Annotated in this window: 11 protein-coding genes; all 11 read left to right on the top strand. The window is 62.0% G+C overall.

The features are described 5' to 3' along the window. Nucleotides 1-3 precede the first annotated feature (3 nt). The 11 genes from ptsP (at nucleotide 4) to recD (ending at nucleotide 18,107) form a co-directional block, all read left to right on the top strand. On the top strand, nucleotides 4-2,250 hold the full coding sequence (ptsP, locus tag ACYF6X_RS19515; protein ID WP_063990738.1) for a phosphoenolpyruvate--protein phosphotransferase: 2,247 nt from the start codon (nucleotides 4-6) through the stop codon (nucleotides 2,248-2,250). 223 nt (nucleotides 2,251-2,473) lie between these two features. After that, nucleotides 2,474-3,346 carry a prolipoprotein diacylglyceryl transferase gene (lgt, locus tag ACYF6X_RS19510; protein WP_063990739.1) on the top strand — a complete coding sequence of 291 codons (873 nt, stop codon included), beginning with the start codon at nucleotides 2,474-2,476 and terminating at the stop codon, nucleotides 3,344-3,346. Nucleotides 3,347-3,353: 7 nt separating this feature from the next. Then, nucleotides 3,354-4,148, top strand: coding sequence for a thymidylate synthase (gene thyA, locus ACYF6X_RS19505; RefSeq protein WP_016929918.1), 795 nt, complete (start codon nucleotides 3,354-3,356; stop codon nucleotides 4,146-4,148). 174 nt (nucleotides 4,149-4,322) lie between these two features. Next, a complete protein-coding gene (locus tag ACYF6X_RS19500) occupies nucleotides 4,323-4,826 on the top strand; it encodes a prepilin peptidase-dependent protein (RefSeq protein WP_063990740.1) in 504 nt (167 codons plus the stop codon). Then, nucleotides 4,820-5,398 carry a prepilin peptidase-dependent protein gene (locus ACYF6X_RS19495; RefSeq protein WP_130017440.1) on the top strand — a complete coding sequence of 193 codons (579 nt, stop codon included), beginning with the start codon at nucleotides 4,820-4,822 and terminating at the stop codon, nucleotides 5,396-5,398. Before ACYF6X_RS19500 ends, ACYF6X_RS19495 begins: the two co-directional genes overlap by 7 nt. After that, nucleotides 5,395-5,841: a YgdB family protein gene (locus ACYF6X_RS19490; protein WP_130017439.1), complete on the top strand. Its 447-nt coding sequence runs from the start codon at nucleotides 5,395-5,397 to the stop codon at nucleotides 5,839-5,841. The genes ACYF6X_RS19495 and ACYF6X_RS19490 overlap by 4 nt, the downstream gene beginning before the upstream one ends. Continuing rightward, nucleotides 5,831-6,187, top strand: coding sequence for a prepilin-type N-terminal cleavage/methylation domain-containing protein (locus ACYF6X_RS19485; RefSeq protein ID WP_063990743.1), 357 nt, complete (start codon nucleotides 5,831-5,833; stop codon nucleotides 6,185-6,187). The genes ACYF6X_RS19490 and ACYF6X_RS19485 overlap by 11 nt, the downstream gene beginning before the upstream one ends. A 32-nt stretch (nucleotides 6,188-6,219) precedes the next feature. Then, nucleotides 6,220-9,591: an exodeoxyribonuclease V subunit gamma gene (gene recC, locus ACYF6X_RS19480; RefSeq protein ID WP_406880166.1), complete on the top strand. Its 3,372-nt coding sequence runs from the start codon at nucleotides 6,220-6,222 to the stop codon at nucleotides 9,589-9,591. Between the two features lie 232 nt (nucleotides 9,592-9,823). Continuing rightward, on the top strand, nucleotides 9,824-12,712 hold the full coding sequence (gene ptrA / locus ACYF6X_RS19475; protein ID WP_130017442.1) for a pitrilysin: 2,889 nt from the start codon (nucleotides 9,824-9,826) through the stop codon (nucleotides 12,710-12,712). Further along, the gene (recB, locus tag ACYF6X_RS19470; protein WP_130017437.1) at nucleotides 12,709-16,260 is read left to right on the top strand and encodes an exodeoxyribonuclease V subunit beta; all 3,552 of its coding nucleotides are present in this window, start codon (nucleotides 12,709-12,711) and stop codon (nucleotides 16,258-16,260) included. The genes ptrA and recB overlap by 4 nt, the downstream gene beginning before the upstream one ends. Then, nucleotides 16,257-18,107 (top strand): exodeoxyribonuclease V subunit alpha, encoded by a 1,851-nt coding sequence (gene recD, locus ACYF6X_RS19465; protein WP_130017436.1) that lies wholly within the window; start codon nucleotides 16,257-16,259, stop codon nucleotides 18,105-18,107. Before recB ends, recD begins: the two co-directional genes overlap by 4 nt. The last annotated feature ends 15 nt before the right edge of the window (nucleotides 18,108-18,122 follow it).

Below are 18,122 nucleotides of genomic sequence, written 5' to 3'. Positions count from 1 at the left end.
ACTATGCTCACGCGCTTGCGAGAAATTGTAGAGAAGGTGGCCGCGGCGGCCAGTCTGACGGATGCGCTGGATCTGCTGGTCAATGAAACCTGTCTGGCGATGGACACCGAAGTGTGTTCCATCTACCTGGCGGACAACGACCGCCGCTGTTACTACCTGATGGCCACGCGCGGGCTGAAAAAGCCGCGCGGGCGCACTATCGCATTGGCGTTTGACGAGGGCGTCGTCGGGTTGGTCGGCCGCCGGGCCGAGCCTATCAACCTGGCCGATGCCCAAAGCCACCCCAGTTTCAAATACGTTCCGCAGGTGAAAGAGGATCGTTTCCGATCATTCCTCGGGGTGCCAATCATTCATCGGCGCCAGCTGCTGGGCGTGCTGGTGGTGCAGCAGCGCGAGCTGCGCCAGTTTGACGAAAGCGAAGAGTCTTTCATGGTCACCCTGGCCACGCAGATGGCCGGGATCCTGTCACAGTCGCAGCTTAATGCCATTTTCGGCCAGTATCGCCAAACGCGCGTGCGCGCGCTGGCGGCCTCGCCCGGCGTGGCGGTGGCGGAAGGGTGGCAGGACAGCAGCCAGCCTTCGCTCGATCAGGTGTACCGCGCGTCGACGCTGGACACCGCCAGCGAGCGCGAGCGCCTGACGCTGGCGCTGGAAGAGGCCGGCGCGGAATTTCGTCGCTTCAGCAAGCGTTTTGCCGCCAGTTCGCAAAAAGAGAGCGCGGCGATCTTCGATCTTTATTCTCACCTGTTAAACGACGCCCGTCTCAAGCGCGAACTGTTCGCCGAAATCGACAACGGTTCGGTGGCGGAGTGGGCGGTGAAACAGGTGATAGAAACCTTTGCCGAGCAGTTTGCCAAACTGCAGGACACCTACATGCGCGAGCGCGGTAGCGATCTGCGCGCGCTGGGCCAGCGTCTGCTGTTCCACCTCGACGACACCACCCAGGGCGCCACCCAGTGGCCGGCGCGTTTTGTGCTGGTGGCGGATGAACTGACCGCGACATTGCTGGCCGAAGTGCCGCAGGATCGCCTGGTCGGCGTGGTGGTGCGCGACGGCGCCGCCAACTCGCATGCGGCGATTTTGGTGCGGGCGATGGGGGTGCCGACGGTAATGGGCGCCGACATCCAGCCTGCTCTGCTCAGCCAGCGGCTGCTGATCGTCGACGGTTATCGCGGTGAACTGCTGGTCGATCCTGAGCCGGTACTGGTGCAGGAATATCAACGGCTGATCAGCGAAGAGCTGGAGCTGAGCAAGCTGGCGGAAGACGACGTCGAACAGCCGGCGCAGTTGAAAAGCGGCGAACGCATTCAGGTGATGCTGAATGCCGGCCTCAGCCCGGAACATGAACAGCTGTTGGGCGGCCGGGTGGATGGCGTGGGGCTATACCGCACCGAAATCCCCTTTATGTTGCAAAGCGGCTTCCCTTCCGAAGAGGAGCAGGTCGCGCAGTACCAGGGCATGCTGCAGCTTTACCCGAGCAAGCCGGTCACGCTGCGCACCCTGGACATCGGTGCCGACAAGCAGCTGCCCTATATGCCGATCAGCGAAGAGAACCCTTGCCTGGGCTGGCGCGGCATCCGCATTACCCTGGATCAGCCGGAGATCTTTTTGATTCAGGTGCGTGCGATGCTGCGCGCCAACGCTGGCACCGGCAACCTGGGCATTCTGCTGCCGATGATCACCAGTCTGGAAGAGGTCGACGAGGCCAAACGCCTGATTGACCGCGCCGGGCGCGAGGTGGAAGAAGTGCTCGGCTACGCGATCCCGAAACCGAAAATCGGCGTGATGCTGGAAGTGCCGTCGATGATTTTCCTGATCCCGCATCTGGCCGGGCGCGTTGATTTCATCTCGGTCGGTACCAACGACTTGACCCAGTACCTGCTGGCGGTGGATCGCAACAACACCCGGGTCGCCTCGCTGTATGACAGTTTGCATCCCGCGATGCTGCAGGTGCTGAAACTGATCGCCGAGCAGGGGAAAACGGCCGGGCTGCAGCTTAGCCTGTGCGGTGAACTGGCCGGCGATCCTATGGGCGCGTTGTTGCTGGTGGGCATGGGTTATCGCAACTTGAGCATGAACGGCCGCAGCGTGGCGCGTATCAAATACCTGCTGCGGCATATCGACCTTGCCGACGCCGAAATGTTGGCGCAGCGGGTGTTGAACACCCAGATGACCACGGAAGTGCGCCATTTGGTGGCGGCGTTTATGGAGCGACGCGGCATGGGCGGATTGATTCGCGGCGGCCGATAATCGCTGCGCGGTGTGATTTTTTTACAGAACTTTTCCCGCCCTGCCGGACCGGACCGCGCTAAGCCTATGTTATGATGCGCAACCTCAGCGCGGCGCATGCTCGTCGCCTTGTAGACCCGCAGCGGCCAATGCTGCCGTTTGCAAGGCGCGGGATAATCTCCGTCGCCGCTTGGCACCTGCCGCCCCCGCATGGGGAAAAATAACAGACATGTTGTGGTGATAGATGAGCAATAGCTATCTGGCGTTTCCTAAATTTGATCCGGTCATTTTCTCCATTGGCCCGGTTTCTCTGCATTGGTACGGCCTGATGTACCTGGTCGGCTTCGTTTTTGCCATGTGGCTGGCGGTGCGCCGTGCCAACAAGCCGGGCAGCGGCTGGACCAAAGACGAAGTGGAAAACTTGCTCTACGCCGGCTTCCTGGGCGTATTCGTCGGCGGCCGCGTAGGCTATGTGCTGTTCTACAACCTGCCGCTGTTCCTGGATAACCCGCTCTATCTGTTCAAGGTCTGGGATGGCGGCATGTCGTTCCACGGCGGCTTGATGGGGGTGATTCTGGTGATGTTCTGGTTCGCTCGCCGCACCAAACGCACCTTCTTCCAGGTTTCCGATTTTATCGCGCCATTGATTCCATTCGGCCTGGGCGCCGGCCGCCTCGGCAACTTCATCAACGGCGAGCTGTGGGGCCGCGTGACCACCGATACCCCTTGGGCGATGCTGTTCCCAAGTTCACGCAGCGAGGACGTGGCCCTTGCCGCCGCCGATCCTTCTTTGCTGCCGTTATTGAATCAGTACGGCGTACTGCCGCGTCACCCATCGCAGCTGTATGAACTGCTGCTGGAAGGCGTGGTGCTGTTTGTCATTCTGAACCTGTTTATCCGCAAGCCGCGGCCGATGGGCGCCGTATCAGGCCTGTTCCTGATCGGTTATGGCGCATTCCGTATCATCGTTGAAGCGTTCCGCCAGCCGGATGCCCAGCTCGGCCTGTTCGACGGCGTGATCAGCATGGGGCAGATCCTGTCCATCCCGATGGTGGTGGCCGGTATTATTATGATGATTTGGGCGTACCGTCGTCGCCCGCAGCAACAACTGTCGTGAGGGACAAATGAAACAGTATCTGGATTTGATGAATAAGGTGCTCGCCGAGGGCACCCCTAAAGCCGACCGTACCGGCACTGGCACGTTGTCGATTTTCGGCCACCAGATGCGTTTCAACTTGCAGGAAGGTTTCCCGTTGGTGACGACCAAGAAATGTCATCTGCGTTCGATCATTCATGAGCTGTTATGGTTCCTGAACGGCGATACCAACATCGCCTACCTGCGTGACAACAAGGTCACCATTTGGGACGAGTGGGCCGATGAAAACGGCGATCTCGGCCCGGTGTACGGCAAACAGTGGCGCGCCTGGGGCGCAGCGGACGGCCGTCAGATCGATCAGTTGAGCAACGTGCTCCAACAGCTGAAGCAAGATCCGGATTCGCGCCGCATCATCGTTTCCGCCTGGAACGTCGGCGAGCTGGATCAGATGGCGCTGGCGCCGTGCCACGCGTTCTTCCAGTTCTACGTAGCGGACGGCAAGCTCTCTTGCCAGCTGTACCAGCGTTCCTGCGACGTCTTCCTCGGCCTGCCGTTCAACATCGCCAGCTACGCGCTGTTGGTGCACATGATGGCGCAGCAGTGCGATCTGGAAGTGGGCGATTTCGTCTGGACCGGGGGCGATACCCACCTGTATAGCAACCACATGGAACAGACTCAGTTGCAGTTGACGCGTGAACCGCGTCCGTTGCCGAAACTGGTGATCAAACGCAAACCGGCTTCGCTGTTTGATTACCGTTTCGAAGACTTCGAGATCGAAGGTTACGATCCGCATCCGGCCATCAAGGCGCCGGTCGCGATCTGACCTTAACCGCATCACACCAGGGGCGCAGCGATTGCGCCCCTTTTTTTATCCGCATTGCGCACTGCGCCGCATTTTATTGTCGCCACTTGTCACTACAGGGAAAACATTGCGCAGCTTGCCGCAGCGTTTGCGCATGCGGCTTTACCGCGTTGTTACGGCCCTTACACTGGCGGCATGAACGACAAGACTCTCTCGAACATTGATGATCGCCAGCGTGGCATGACGTTGATTGAGCTGTTGGCGGCGATATTGATCGCCGCCATGCTGACCGGCTGGGGCGTCGGGCAATGGCGCTATCATCAGCAAGCGCTGCGGCTGGAACACACGGCCCAACAGCTGCTGGCGTTTTTGCTGCGCTTGCAGGCGGACGCCAACTGGCGTAACCGCACGACGCTGCTGTGGTTCAACAACGGCACACCCTGGTGCCTGGGTGGTGGCGTGCCGCCGCCGGATTGCGCTTCCGCCGAAGGCTCTGTCTTCTCGCCGTCTTATCGCGACGTTGCGCTGAGCGGCTACACCGGCAAAGAGATTGGGTTTCACGGTTTGCGCAATACCGCACAGGCGGGGCACATCCTTCTCAGCAACGACGCAGGCAGCCTGCGGTTGGTGCTGTCCGCCCGTGGGCGACTGCGTTTGTGCAGCGAAGGGCAGCGGCTCAGGGGCATGGCGCTATGTTGACTTTAGAACGCGGTTTTACTTTGCCGGAGGTGATGTTGGCGTTGGTCTTCGGCAGCGTAATCGCGCTCGGCGCGGCGAAAACTTACCCGCTGTTGCGCCAGCAAAGCGTGGCCGTTGGCCAGCACTTTCGGCTGGAGTCAACGCTGCGGCAGTTGGCGTTCGGCATTGAGAAAGATCTGCGCCGCGCCGGTTTTTGCGCCGGGCAGTGCGCCGGCCGGCCGCTGCTGATCGGCCAGGCTGCGGGAGAAGCGGCGAGCAGCTGCGTTATCGTCGCCTACGACATCGCTCGCAGCGGGCAATGGCTCACTTCGGGCGAGGATGCGGGCTATTTCGGTTATCGGCTGCGCAATGGCGGCGTGGAAGGGCAGCGCGGCGTGAGCCAATGCGATGGCGGTGGCTGGGAGCGGCTACTCGACCATGGCGAAGTGCGCATTGAGCGTTTTCATGTGGCGATAGCGCGGGGCGATCACGGCGCGGCCTTGGCTCGCCTGACGCTGGTGGGGCGCTCCGCCAGCGATACGCGTATCATGCGCAGCCTGAACGGGAGCGTCGAAATGGCGGCGCTGCCATGAACCGGCAAACCCAGCGAGGCGGTAGCGCTCTGGCGGCGGTGATGTTGCTGTTGGCGCTGGGGCTGATGTTGCTTAACGCTCAGCATCGGCAGTTGGATAACGCGCTGTTACTGGCTGCCGATCAGCAGCGTTACCTTCAGGCTTACAATCAGGCCGCTTCGGCGCTGAGTTGGGGCATGAGCCAGCGCTGGCCACGTGCCGAGCTGAGCGCTGCGGCCTGGTTATGCAGGCAGCGCGCGGAGCTGACGGCCTGCGCTCGGCTGTCTGCCAGAGCCGGCGTTGTGACGGTACGCGGCCTTGGCGAGATGCGCGGCGGTGAACCCCTATGGTTGTATCAATGGGGCACTTTTAACGGCGCGGAGGCCGCTGGCAAGGTGCAAGCACAGCCGGGCGGTCGGCTGGATTTTTGCCCAGAGAAAAGGCTGGCCGACTGTGACGGCTAACGCTCGGGCAGGGCGGATATCCCGCAACGGCTTCAGCCTGCCGGAAGTGTTGGTGGCGGCCTTGCTGTTCTCGGTGTCGCTGCTTGGCTTGTTACAGTATCATCAGGTGCTGCTGCAGTCGTTCCAGCGCCAGTGGCACTACCGGCAAGCTTGGGGACTGGCGCATCAGCAGTTGGAGGCGTTCGCCGTCACCGGCCGGCTCGATGCCGAACCACCGCCGGAAGGCTGGCGTCGCGAGACCGTGCTCGGCGATGTGGAGAGTGATTGCCGCCGATTGACAGTCAGGATCCAAACGCCGCAGCGGCAGTGGGCAACGCTGAGCCGCTGGTATTGCACCCGCTTTTAAGCCGGTATGTCTTTTGTTTTAAAGGAGCCTTGATGTTCACGGTTTATCATTCCAATCAGCTGGATTTGTTGAAAACGCTGACCAGCGCGCTGATAGCCAGAGATCCGTTGGCCGATCCTTTTCAACCGGAAGTGGTGCTGGTGCAGAGCCCCGGCATGGCGCAATGGCTGCAGATGCAGCTGGCGGAGCAGTTCGGCATTGCCGCCAATGTCGCGTTTCCGCTGCCGGCGACCTTTATTTGGGACATGTTCACCCGGGTGTTGCCGGATATCCCGAAAGAGAGCGCCTTCAGCAAGGACGCCATGACCTGGAAGCTGATGTGGTTGCTGCCGGAGATGCTGACCCAGCCGGCGTTTGCGCCGCTGCAGCACTATCTGACTGATGACGGCGACAAGCGCAAGATTCACCAGTTGGCCGGCCGGGTCGCCGACCTGTTCGACCAGTATTTGGTTTATCGCCCGCAGTGGCTGGAGAGCTGGCAGCGCGGTGAGCGTATCGACGGGCTGGCGGAGGCTCAGCAATGGCAGGCGCCGCTTTGGGCGCGATTGGTGGAGTACACGCGCGAACTGGGGCAGCCGGAATGGCACCGCGCCAATCTGTACAGCCGCTTTATCCACGCGCTGGAGCAGGCAAAAACGTGCCCGCCCAGTTTGCCGCCGCGGGTGTTTATCTGCGGCATCTCGGCGTTGCCGCCGGTCTATTTGGAGGCGCTGCAGGCGTTGGGGCGGCATATCGATATCCACCTGATGTTCACCAACCCCTGTCGTTATTACTGGGGCGACATTCAGGATTACGCTTTCCTGGCCCGCTTGCAGAGCCGCAAACGCCGTCACTACCACCAGACTCGTGAGCAGGTGCTGTTCCGCGAGCCGGATGAAGCGGCGCGCCTGTTTGACGCCGAAGGGCAGCAGCAGCTCAGCAACCCGCTGCTGGCCTCCTGGGGCAAGCTGGGGCGCGATCACCTCTATCTGCTGTCGCAGATGGAAGGGGCGCAAGAGGTCGACGCCTTTGTCGATATCCCGGCTGATACCATGCTGCACGCCGTTCAGCGCGATATGCTGGAGCTGGAAGACCATGCGGTAATCGGTATTACCGAGGAAACGCTGGAAACCAGCTTCAGCAAACGTCCGCTTGATGAGAACGACCGCTCCCTCAGCCTGCATGCCTGCCACAGCCCGCAGCGGGAAGTGGAGGTTTTGCACGATCAACTGCTGAGCATGCTGGCGCAGGATCCGTCGTTGACGCCGCGCGACATCATCGTGATGGTGGCGGATATCGACAGCTACACGCCTTACATTCAGGCGGTGTTCGGCAATGCCCCCGCCGAGCGCTACCTGCCGTTCGCCATTTCAGACCGTAAAGCGCGCCAGGCGCATCCGGCGCTGCAGGCGTTCATTTCACTGCTCGATCTGCCGCAAAGCCGCTTTACTTCGGAACAGGTGCTGGCGCTGCTGGAGGTGCCGGCCCTGGCCGCCCGTTTCGCCATTGGCGAAGAGGGGCTGCGCCTGCTGCGTCATTGGGTCGGTGAATCCGGCGTGCGCTGGGGCCTGGACGACGATAACGTGCGCGAACTGGATCTGCCCGCCACCGGCCAGCATACCTGGCGCTTCGGCATTACGCGCATGCTGCTCGGCTACGCGATGGACAGCAATGCCGGCGATTGGCAGGGCATTTTACCTTATGACGAATCGAGCGGATTGGTCGCCGAGTTGGCGGGGCAGTTGGCGGATCTGCTGGCGCAGCTCAGTCACTGGCGGCAAATCTTGAGCGAAGCGCGCCCGCTCGAGGCGTGGCTGCCGCTGTGCCGGCAACTGCTGGACGCCTTCTTCGCTGCGGACAGCGACACCGAAGTCGTGCTGGCGCTGATCGAACAGCAGTGGCAACAGGCCATCAATTTTGGCCTGGCGGCGCGCTATCCTGATGAGGTGCCGTTGACCATTCTGCGTGACGATCTGGCGGCGCGCCTCGATCAGGAGCGCATCAGTCAGCGCTTCCTCGCCGGGCAAATCAACTTCTGTACGCTGATGCCGATGCGTTCCATTCCGTTCAAGGTAGTGTGCCTGCTGGGCATGAACGACGGCGTGTATCCGCGCACGCTGCCGCCGCTGGGTTTCGATCTGATGGCGCAGCAGGTCAAACGCGGCGACCGTAGCCGTCGCGATGACGACCGCTATCTGTTCCTGGAAGCGATTTTGTCCGCTCAGCAGCGGCTGTATATCAGCTTCATCGGCCGTTCCATTCAGGACAACAGCCCGCGCTACCCTTCGGTGCTGGTTACCGAGCTGCTGGAGTACCTGGAGCAAAGCTATTGTCTGCCGGGAAATGAGGAACTCAGTGCAGACGACAGCGCTCGACGGGTTGGTGAGCACTTGCTGAAGTGGCACGCGCGCATGCCGTTCGCCGCCGAGAATTTCTTGCCGGGCTCGGAGGCGCAAAGCTATGCCGCCGAGTGGCTGCCCGCCGCCGATGGGCGCGGTGCGGCGCATCCGGCGTTCAACCAGCCGCTGCCTGCCGAAGCGCTGCAGCAAATATCGTTGGATGAGCTGCTGCGGTTTTACCGCCATCCGATCCGTGCGTTTTTCCAACTGCGGCTGGGCGTCAGTTTTATCCTGGAAGAGACCGAGCTGCCGGACGAAGAACCCTTCACGCTGGATAACCTCAGCCGCTACCAGTTCAACAGCCAACTGCTGAATACGCTGATCGACGGCGACGATCCCGAACGGCTGTTCCAGCGGGTGCGCGCCGCCGGCGGCTTGCCCTATGGCGCCTTCGGCGAAATCTATTGGCAAAAGCAGCAGGAAGAGATGAGCGAACTGGCCGAGCAGGTGCGTGCAGAGCGCGCAGAGAGCCATAGCCTGGAGCTGGATATCGATATCGCCGGCGTGCGCCTCAGCGGCTGGCTGCATCAGGTGCAGGATGACGGCCTGTTGCGCTGGCGGCCCGCTACGCTGTCGGCGGTGGACGGCATATTGCTGTGGCTGGAGCACCTGGTGTACTGCTGCGCCGGCGGCACCGGCGAGAGCCGCATGTATGGCCGTAAGAACTCCGCCTGGCGCTTTGCCGCGCTGGCGCCAGAAGAGGCACAGGCGCAGCTGGCGGAACTGCTGGCGGGCTATCAGCGTGGTCTGAGTCAGCCGCTGCTGTTGCTGAACAAGAGCGGCTGGGCGTGGCTAAGTCAGTGTTATCTGCCGGAAACGCAGCAAATCGACTGGGAGGAAGACGCGCAAATTAAGGCTCGCGCCAAATTGCTGCAGGCCTGGCAGGGCGATCAGCGCATTCCCGGAGAAGGGGAAGATCCCTACGTGCAGCGAGTGTTCCGCCAAATGGATAATGAATACTTAGCGCAAATACTGGCCGAAACAGAGCGTTATCTGCTGCCGGTGGCGCGGCATAACCTGGGGTAACAATCCCCCGGTGGTGCTGTGCGGCGGGAGGTGGTAAAAATAACGAAGGTTATATTCAACCATTGGGGTAATTCCCGGTCTTACATAACGTACAGGCATATACCCGCCGTGTTTCTGGCCGCCACATTGGCGAAGAACCCGGCGAGTACCGATTTGGTTATGTGGTTTTGATGCACGTCGCCAACGTTAGGGAGTGGGCGTAGCGACGTCAGAATAGGGGTTTATTTTGGATATGCGCAGACAGTTGGCCCGTATCGCCGGGCTGGTATTATTGGCTATGTGTTGGGCACCGTTGAGTTGGGCCGCGCAAGGATGGCAACCGCTGGCGGAGAAGATCAACAAGAGCGAACACGACCCGCGTCAGTATGAAGCGATCAAGTTGGCTAACGGCATGACGGTATTGCTGGTGTCCGATGCCCAGGCACCGAAATCGCTGGCGGCGCTGGCATTGCCGGTCGGGTCGCTCGAAGATCCGAACAGCCAACTTGGGCTGGCGCACTATCTGGAACATATGGTGCTGATGGGCTCCAAACGCTATCCAGAGCCGGAAAACTTGTCCGAATTCCTGAAAAAGCACGGCGGCAGCCACAACGCCAGCACAGCCTCTTATCGCACCGCCTTTTATCTGGAAGTGGAAAATGACGCGCTGGAGCCGGCGGTCGATCGCATGGCCGACGCCATTGCCGAGCCGCTGCTGGATCCGGGCAATGCCGATCGTGAGCGCAACGCGGTGAACGCCGAATTGACGATGGCGCGTTCACGCGACGGCATGCGTATGGCGCAGGTCGGCGCGGAAACCCTTAACCCGGCGCACCCGAGCGCGCGCTTCTCCGGCGGCAATCTCGATACGCTGAAAGACAAGCCGGACAGCAAGCTGCACGATGAGTTGACCGGCTTCTATAAGCGTTACTACTCCGCCAACCTGATGATGGGCGTTTTGTACGGCAATCAGCCGCTGCCGAAGCTGGCTGACATTGCGGCGAAAACCTTTGGCCGCGTGCCGAATCACGACGCCAGCGTGCCGCCTATCACCGTGCCGGCCGTGACGCCGGAACAGCAGGGCATCATCATTCACTATGTGCCGGCACAGCCGCGCAAGCAGCTGAAGGTCGAGTTCCGCATCGATAACAACAGCGCCGCGTTTCGCAGCAAAACCGATACCTACATCAGCTACCTGATCGGCAACCGCAGCAAGAACACCCTGTCTGACTGGCTGCAGAAGCAGGGGCTGGCGGACGCCATCAATGCCGGCGCCGATCCGATGGTCGATCGCAACGGCGGCGTCTTCGCCATCAGCGTCTCCCTGACCGACAAAGGCCTGGCCCAGCGCGATGAGGTCGTCGCCGCCATTTTCAACTACCTGAAAATGCTGCGCAGCGAAGGCATCAAGCAGAGCTACTTCGATGAAATCTCGCATGTTCTGAACCTGGATTTCCGTTATCCGTCGATCACGCGCGACATGGACTACATCGAATGGCTGGTGGACACTATGCTGCGCGTGCCGGTTGAGCATGCGCTGGACGCGCCTTACCTGGCCGACCGTTATGATCCCAAGGCGATCGCCGAACGTCTGGATGCCATGACGCCGCAAAACGCGCGCATCTGGTTCGTCAGCCCCGATGAGCCGCATAACAAGACGGCCTATTTCGTCAATGCGCCTTACCAGGTCGACAAAATCACGCCACAGCGCTTTACGCAGTGGCAGCAGATGGGCAGCGGCATTTCCCTGTCATTGCCGGCGCTCAACCCGTACATCCCGGATGACTTTACCCTGACCAAGCCGTCTCACGAGTTCAAAAAGCCGGAAATGGTGGTGGATAAACCCGGCTTGCGTGTGCTGTACATGCCGAGCCGTTACTTCGCCGACGAGCCGAAGGCCGACGTCACCGTCGCTTTCCGCAATGCCAAGACCATGGATTCCGCGCGTAACCAGGTGCTGTTCTCGCTGACGGATTATCTGGCCGGCCTCGCGCTGGATCAACTGAGCTATCAGGCATCGGTCGGCGGGCTGAGCTTCTCGACCTCGCCGAACAACGGCCTGATGTTTAACGCCAACGGTTTTACCCAGCGTTTGCCGCAGTTGCTGACGGCGCTGATCGAGGGCTATTCCAGCTTCACGCCGACGGAAGATCAGCTCGCGCAGGCCAAATCCTGGTATCTGGAGCAGCTGGACGCCGCCGAGAAGGGCAAGGCGTTTGAGCTGGCCATTCAGCCGGTGCAGATGGTTTCTCGCGTGCCGTATTCCGAACGCAGCGAGCGCCGCGAAGTGCTGAAAACGTTGACGCTGAAAGACGTGCTGGCCTATCGCGACAGCCTGCTGGCCGAGGCCACGCCGGAGCTGCTGGTGGTGGGCAACATGAGCAAGCAGCAGGTAGACACGCTGGCGTCGACGCTGAAACATCGCCTGGGCTGTACCGGCATCGAATGGTGGCACGGCGAAGACGTGGTGGTGGACAAGAATCAGCTGGCCAACCTGCAACAGGTGGGCAGCAGCACCGATTCGGCGCTGGCGGCGGTCTATGTGCCGACCGGCTACGACGAAGTGACCGGCATGGCCTACAGCTCGCTGCTGGGGCAGATTATTCAGCCGTGGTTCTATAGCCAGCTGCGCACTCAGGAGCAATTGGGGTATGCGGTCTTTGCCTTCCCGATGTCGGTGGGGCGCCAGTGGGGCGTGGGCTTCCTGTTGCAGAGCAACAGCAAACAGCCGGCCTACCTGTACCAGCGCTATCAGGATTTCTACCCGAAAACCGAGAAACGCTTGCGCGACATGAGCGAAGCGGACTTTGAACAGTACAAGCAGGCGCTCATCAATGAGCTGAAGCAGCGGCCGCAAACCCTGAGCGAAGAGGCCAGCCGGTTCGCCAACGATTTCGATCGCGGCAATTTCGCCTTCGATACTCGTCAGAAGCTGATCGCGCAGGTGCAACAGCTGACGCCGGCCAAACTGGCGGATTATTTCCACCAGGCGGTGATCCAGCCACAGGGGCTGGCGGTGTTGTCGCAGGTGAGCGGCAGCGGGCAAGACAAGGCGGATTACGCGGCGCCTAAGGACTGGGTCACTTATCCGAACGCGTCTGCATTGCAGCAGATTCTGCCGCGCAAAGTGGCGACGCCATGACGGAAACTGCCCCGCAGAGGCTGGAGCCGCTGACGCTGCCGCTGTTCGGCGAACGCCTGATCGAGGCGTCGGCGGGCACCGGCAAAACCTTTACCATCGGCGCGCTGTACCTGCGCTTGCTGCTGGGGTTGGGCGGTGAAGCGGCGTTTCCCCGCCCGCTGACGGTTGAAGAAATCCTGGTGGTGACCTTTACCGAGGCCGCCACCGAGGAGCTGCGCGGGCGTATCCGCGACAATATCCACGGGTTGCGCATCGCCTGCGTGCGGGGCGTCAGCGTCAACCCGCTATTTTCGGCGCTGATGGCTGAAATTGACGATTTGACCGACGCCGCCTCGCAGCTGCTGGCGGCGGAGCGGCAGATGGACGAAGCGGCGATCTACACCATTCATGGCTTTTGCCAACGAATGCTGACGCACAACGCCTTTGAGTCCGGCATGCTGTTTGAACAAACACTGGTGCAGGACGAACTGCCGCTGCGGCGGCAGGCCTGTGCGGATTTCTGGCGTCGCCACTGCTATCCGTTGCCGCTGGGCGTGGCGCGTGCGGTCAGCCAGGAGTGGAGCGGCCCGGAAGCGTTGCTGGCCGATCTCTCCGGCTATCTGCACGGTGAAGCGCCGGCGCTGCGTCGGCCGCCGAAAGAGGAAGAAACCGTCCTGATGCGCCACGAGCAGATCGTCGCGCGCATCGACGCCATCAAGGCGCAATGGCGCGCGGCGGCGGGCGATCTGGAGGCGCTGATCGCCCAGTCTGGCGTCGATAAGCGCAGTTACAGCAGCAAACACCTGCCGAACTGGCTGAACAAGGTCGGCGAATGGAGCGGGCAGGAAACTCAGGACTACCAACTGCCGAAGGAACTGGATAAATTTCGCCAGTCGGTGCTGCTGGAGAAGACCAAGAAAGGCGAGCCGCCTCGGCATGTGCTGTTCACGGCGATCGACAAGCTGTTCGATGAGCCGTTGACGCTGCGTGACCTGATCATGGCGCGCGCGCTCAGCGAGATTCGCACTTCCATTCAGCAGGAAAAGCGCCAGCGCGCCGAGCTGGGGTTTGACGACCTGCTCAGCCGGCTGGACGGCGCCCTGCAAAGCGGCGGCGGCGAACAGCTGGCGCAGGCGATCCGCCAGCGTTACCCGGTGGCGATGATCGATGAATTCCAGGATACCGATCCGCAGCAATACCGTATTTTCCAAAAGCTTTACGTCGGCCGGCCCGATTGCGGCCTGCTGCTGATCGGCGATCCCAAGCAGGCGATTTACGCCTTTCGCGGCGCCGACATTTTTACCTACATGCGGGCGCGTTCAGAGGTGAGCGCCCACTATACGCTGGAGACTAACTGGCGTTCGTCGCCGTCGATGGTCGCCAGCGTCAATCACCTGTTTTCTCAGGTAGAAAAGCCTTTCCTGTTCGGCCAAATCCCCTTTATCGAGGTCAGCGCGGCGGAAAAGAACCAAGGGCTGGCGTTTGACCTACACAGCAAGCCGCAACCGGCGATGCAGTTCTGGCTGCAGCAGGGGGAAGGCGCCGGTGTAAGTGATTACCAACAGCTGATGGCGCGCCTGTGCGCTACGCAAATTCGCGACTGGCTCAGCGCCGGGCAGCAGGGCCAGGCGTGGCTGCAGGGCGGCAAGGAGCCACGGCCGGTGCAAGCCTCCGATATTACAGTGCTGGTGCGCAGCCGCAATGAGGCGGCGTTGGTACGCGATGCGCTGAGCGCGCTGTCCATTCCGTCGGTCTACCTGTCCAACCGCGACAGCGTGTTCGATACCCCGGAGGCCAAAGACCTGCTGTGGCTATTGCAGGCGGTGTTGGCGCCGGAGCAGGAGCGCACGCTGCGCAGCGCCATGGCCACCGGGCTGATGGGGCTGGACGCGCCGACGCTGGACGGTCTGAGTCGCGATGAGCGTGCCTGGGACGCGCTGGTTAACGAATTCGATGATTACCGCACGCTCTGGCTGCGCCGCGGCGTGCTGCCGATGCTGAGCGAGGTGATGAAAGCACGCCAACTGGCGGAGAACCTGCTGGCCAGCGCCGGTGGCGAGCGCCGCTTGACCGACGTGCTGCATCTGGGCGAGCTGTTGCAAGAGGCGGCGGCGCAGCTCGACAGCGAGCATGCGCTGGTGCGCTGGCTGGCACAGCAGATCGCCCAGCCTAATCGCCAGTCCGATAATCAGCAGCTGCGGCTGGAGAGCGACCGGCATCTGGTGCAGGTGATCACGATTCACAAATCCAAGGGGCTGGAGTTCGATCTGGTGTGGCTGCCGTTCGTCGGCAACTTCCGCCAGCAGCAGCAGGCGCTATATCACGATCGCCACAGTTTCCAGGCGTTGCTGGATCTCGACGCCAATGAAGAGAGCCAGGCCTGGGCGGAGGAAGAGCGGTTGGCGGAAGACCTGCGTCTGCTGTATGTGGCGCTGACCCGCTCGGTGTACCACTGCAGCATCGGCATCGCGCCGCTGTTCCTGGGCACGCGCAAGAAACAGGGCGATACCGATCTGCACCGCAGCGCATTAGGCTATCTGGTGCAGGGCGGGCAGGCCGGCGACGCCGTGTATCTGCAGGAGCGCCTGCAGCAATTGGCGGGCGGCGGCATCGCGCTGTCGCTGGTGGAACCGCCGGATGAAGCACCCTGGCAACCCCAGGCGTCGCTGACCGAAGCGCTGGAGGCGAAACGTTTTACCCGGCGGATCCAGGATTTTTGGCGGGTGACCAGCTATACCGGTTTGCAACAGCACGGCGCGAGTCTGATGCAGGATCTGCTGCCACGCCTGGATGTCGACGCCGCGGGCGAGCGGGGTGAGGAGAGTGAGCCAGCGCTCACACCGCATACCTTCCCGCGCGGCGCAACGCCCGGCACCTTCTTGCATAGCCTGTTCGAAACATTAGATTTCACTCAGCCGTTGGACGAACAGTGGCTGATGGAACAGCTGCAACAGCAAGGCTTCGCCGAGCATTGGCAGCCGATTTTGCTGGCGTGGATGCAGGTGCTGCTCAATACGCCGCTCGACGACAGCGGCGTGACGCTGGCGGCGCTGAGGCCGCAGCACAAGCAGGCCGAGCTGCAGTTTTATTTGCCGATCAACCGGCTGTTGCAGGCGAAGGAGCTCGATGCCCTGGTGAAGCGTTACGATCCGCTTTCCGCACGCTGCCCGGCGCTGGATTTCTATCAGGTGCAGGGCATGCTGAAAGGCTTTATCGACCTGGTGTTCTGCTGGCAGGGCAAATACTACCTGCTGGACTACAAGTCCAATTGGCTGGGGGAAGACAGCAGCGCCTATACCCGGCCGGCGATGGAGCAGGCGATGGCGGAGCATCGTTACGATCTGCAATATCAGCTGTATACGCTGGCGCTGCATCGTTATCTGCGTCATCGGTTGCCGGATTACGATTACCGGCGCCATTTTGGCGGGGTGATTTATCTGTTCCTGCGTGGTGTGGATGCGGCGCACCCGGGCAATGGCATTTTCACCTGCCTCCCCGAGTTTGAGCTGGTGGAGGGGATGGATCGCTTGTTCAGCGGCGAAGCTGCGGCGACGGAGGAAGGATTATGATCGCACTGCTGGAGCAGGCGGTGGCGCTTGGCGTGCTGCGCCCGCTGGACGTGCAGTTCGCCCGCGTGGTGACGAACGAAGACGAGCCCGATATTTTGCTGGCCGCCGCCTGCTTGAGCGCAGAGGCGGGGGCCGGTCACGTCTGCCTGATGCTGGAACAGCTGCAGGCGGACACGCTGTTTGAAGGGCGCCAGCCGGCGTTGGCGCTGGCGGTGTGGGAGGCGGCCGGGCGACCGGATAGCGCGCGTTGGCAGCAGCGTTTGGCGGCCAGCGCGGCGGTCGGGGACGGCAGCGGCGCGACGCCGCTGGTGCTGCGCGGGCCGCGCTTGTATCTGCAGCGCATGTGGCAAAACGAAGGTGAAGTGGCGGCGTTTATCGGCGGCGAAGGCGAGTCGCTGGCGGTGCCGGAGGCTGAGTTGCGCACCATTCTCGACCGCTTGTTCGGCGCGGCGAGCGACGAACCCGATTGGCAGAAGATCGCCGCCGCAGTGGCCGCTACGCGGCGTATCGCGGTCATTTCCGGCGGGCCTGGCACCGGTAAAACTACCACCGTCGCCAAGCTGTTGGCGGCGCTGGTGCAGCTGGATGAAGGCGCGCGCTTGCGCATTCAGCTGGCTGCACCAACCGGCAAGGCGGCGGCGCGCCTGACGGAGTCGCTTGGCAGCGCCAGCCGTCAGTTGACCCTGACCCCGGCGCAGCAGGCGCTATTCCCGACGGAGGCGGCGACGTTGCACCGTCTGTTGGGGGCGCAACCGAACAGTCAGCGCATGCGCTATCACCGTGGCAACCGGCTGCATTTGGATGTGCTGGTGGTGGATGAGGCCTCGATGGTCGATCTGCCGATGATGGCGCGCCTGATTGCCGCGCTACCCGATCGGGCGCGGGTGATTTTCCTCGGCGACCGCGATCAGTTGGCCTCGGTGGAGGCCGGCGCGGTGCTGGGGGATATTTGCCGCTTTGCCGAGCAGGGATACAGCGACGCGCGTGCAGCAGAACTGAGCCGCCTGACCGGCTGTGCGCTCGCAGGGCGGCAGGCCGACGCGGAAGCGGCGGTGCGCGACAGCCTGTGTCTGCTGCGCAAGAGCTACCGTTTCGATACCCGTTCCGGCATCGGTCAGCTGGCGTTGGCGGTCAACGCCGGTGCGGGGGATCGCGCGCTGGCGGCATTAAACGGCAGTTTCGACGATGTCGCGGGCTATGCGCTGGCGACGAGCGAAGAGTATCAGGCGCTGCTGGATGCCTGCGTAGCGGGCTATCGCGACTATTTGCGGCTGACCGCCGAAGGCGCGGACGCGGCGGCGGTGCTGGCGGCCTTTGGCCGTTTTCAAGTGCTGTGCGCGCTGCGTGAAGGGCCGTTCGGCGTCGCCGGCCTGAATGATCGTATTGAGCTCGGGCTGCAGCGTGCCGGTCTGATCGACCGCAAACCGGGCGTGCTCGGCCGCTGGTACCGGGGGCGGCCGGTGATGATCGGCCGCAACGACAGCGCGCTGGGGCTGTTCAATGGGGATATCGGCATCACGCTGCCGGATGAGCACGGCGATCTGCGCGTGCATTTCCAACTGCCGGACGGCAGCATCAAGTCGGTGCAGCCGAGCCGTTTGCCGGCACATGAAACCGCCTATGCCATGACGGTGCACAAATCTCAGGGATCGGAGTTTGACCATACGGTCCTGGTGTTGCCGAATCACTTCCTGCCGGTGCTGACGCGTGAGCTGGTCTATACCGCGATCACTCGCGCACGTAAGCAGCTCTCGCTGTATACCACGGAGGCGGTGTTGCTGCGGGCCATTCGCATGCCGACCCAGCGTCGCAGCGGATTGGCTGAACGGCTGCAGGCGACGGAGTAAGCGTTGAAGGGGCGC

Source organism: Serratia sp. ID 25-353 (assembly GCF_054792795.1).
Note: the sequence above shows the minus strand (reverse complement) of the source record. Positions and strands in the feature narration are given on the sequence as shown.

Coding starts and splice junctions, on each gene's coding strand:
- recB (WP_130017437.1), top strand. CDS start 12,709: ATGACGGAAACTGCCCCGCAGAGGCTGGAGCCGCTGACGCTGCCGCTG.
- ptrA (WP_130017442.1), top strand. CDS start 9,824: ATGCGCAGACAGTTGGCCCGTATCGCCGGGCTGGTATTATTGGCTATG.
- lgt (WP_063990739.1), top strand. CDS start 2,474: ATGAGCAATAGCTATCTGGCGTTTCCTAAATTTGATCCGGTCATTTTC.
- recD (WP_130017436.1), top strand. CDS start 16,257: ATGATCGCACTGCTGGAGCAGGCGGTGGCGCTTGGCGTGCTGCGCCCG.
- thyA (WP_016929918.1), top strand. CDS start 3,354: ATGAAACAGTATCTGGATTTGATGAATAAGGTGCTCGCCGAGGGCACC.
- ACYF6X_RS19500 (WP_063990740.1), top strand. CDS start 4,323: ATGAACGACAAGACTCTCTCGAACATTGATGATCGCCAGCGTGGCATG.
- ACYF6X_RS19490 (WP_130017439.1), top strand. CDS start 5,395: ATGAACCGGCAAACCCAGCGAGGCGGTAGCGCTCTGGCGGCGGTGATG.
- recC (WP_406880166.1), top strand. CDS start 6,220: ATGTTCACGGTTTATCATTCCAATCAGCTGGATTTGTTGAAAACGCTG.
- ptsP (WP_063990738.1), top strand. CDS start 4: ATGCTCACGCGCTTGCGAGAAATTGTAGAGAAGGTGGCCGCGGCGGCC.
- ACYF6X_RS19495 (WP_130017440.1), top strand. CDS start 4,820: ATGTTGACTTTAGAACGCGGTTTTACTTTGCCGGAGGTGATGTTGGCG.